This is a genomic window from Burkholderia sp. Ac-20345 (genome assembly GCF_017104825.1).
GTDB classification, from domain to species: Bacteria; Pseudomonadota; Gammaproteobacteria; order Burkholderiales; family Burkholderiaceae; genus Burkholderia; species Burkholderia lata_B.
This window is the reverse complement of the sequence record NZ_JAAGPO010000486.1, coordinates 1-1,474: the sequence shown is the minus strand read 5'-3', so window position 1 is coordinate 1,474 and position 1,474 is coordinate 1. Positions and strand designations below refer to the sequence as shown.

General features: G+C 71.4%; 1 protein-coding gene. It reads left to right on the top strand.

Features of this window, described 5'->3' with window-relative positions; all coding sequences use genetic code 11:
• Positions 1-135: 135 nt before the first annotated feature.
• Positions 136-1,474: ATP-binding protein (locus tag G3O06_RS48170; protein WP_241020627.1), on the top strand; the 1,339-nt coding region annotated here is incomplete at its 3' end.

Here is a 1,474-nt window from a genome sequence, read left to right as displayed (position 1 = left end):
GGCCGACGAGATCGCGCAGCGGATGGCCGGCGCGGCCGGCTGACGGTACCGGCAGGGCACGCGGGGCGTCCCGTTCGCCGCGCTCCGATCCGGCCCCGCTAGAGGCGCCGCCCGCTAAACGGGTAAACTGCTCGGATGCAACGAATCACCACCACCGGGCGCGTCAACCTCAGTCACCTGTTCTGGCTCCGCAATCTCGCGATCATCGGCCAGCTCGTGACGATCGGCGTCGTGCAGACCTATTTCGGCGTGCATCTGCCGTTGCCGGCGATGCTGATGGTCATCGCGCTCGAAATCGTTTTCAACGCGCTGACCTGGGTGCGCGTGCTGCGCGCGCGGCCCGAGACCAATTTCGAGCTGCTCGGCCAGCTGTGGGTCGACCTCGGTGCGCTGTCCGCGCTGCTGTTCCTGTCGGGCGGCACGACCAATCCGTTCGTGTCGCTGTACCTGCCGTCGCTCGCGATCGCGGCGGCCGTGCTGCCGTGGCACCTGATGATCTGGCTCGCGGCGTTCGCGGTCGCGTGCTACGCGGCGCTCGGCTTCGACTCGGTGCCGCTCAACATGGACAATCCCGCGAACCTGTTCGACTACTACCGTACCGGGATGTGGGCGAACTTCATGGTCAGCGTCGGGCTGATCGCGTGGTTCGTCGCGCGCATGTCGAATGCGCTGCGCCAGCGCGATGCGGCGCTCGGCGAAGCGCAGCAGCACCTGCTGCGCGACGAGCGGGCGGTCGCGCTCGGCGTGCAGGCCGCCACCGTCGCGCACGAGATGGGCACGCCGCTGTCGACGATCGCGATGCTCGCCGAGGAGCTGCGCGACGCGGCGCGCGACGATCCGGGGCTGGCCCGCTACGAAGCCGACCTGAAGGTGCTCGAGGAGCAGATGTCGCTCTGCACGTCGGCGCTCGCGCGCCTGCGCAGCCGTGCGAGCGCGCCCGCGAGCCGCCAGCCGGTGGACGACTGGCTCGACACGTTCGTCGAGCACTGGCGCCTGCGGCATCCGCACGTGCAGTTCGAGCTGCTCGGCGCGCGTCCGGCGGGCGTCGCGCTCGACGATACGGTCGCGGCCGGCCAGATCCTGACGATCCTGCTCGACAACGCCGCGCGCGCGAGCCCGCGGCGCGTGACGCTGGCCGCGAAGGTCGCGCATGGCGGCACGGCCGACGAGATCGAATTCGAGGTATGCGACGACGGGCCCGGCATTCCGGCCTCGTTGCGTGAATCGCTCGGCGCGATGCCGGTCGACAGCACGCAGGGCGGGCACGGGGTCGGCCTGTATCTCGCGTTCAGCGCGGCCGCGCGGCTCGGCGGCGAGATCGAACTGTCCGATGTCGTGCCGCGCACGGCGGGCGGCAACGGGCGGGCGGGCAGTGCGGCGAATGGTCACGCCGCGGCAGGATCGGCACAACGCGCGGGCCAGCGCCAGGCCGAACGGACAACCGGCACGCCGGACAGCCGCCCGGCCGGCACGG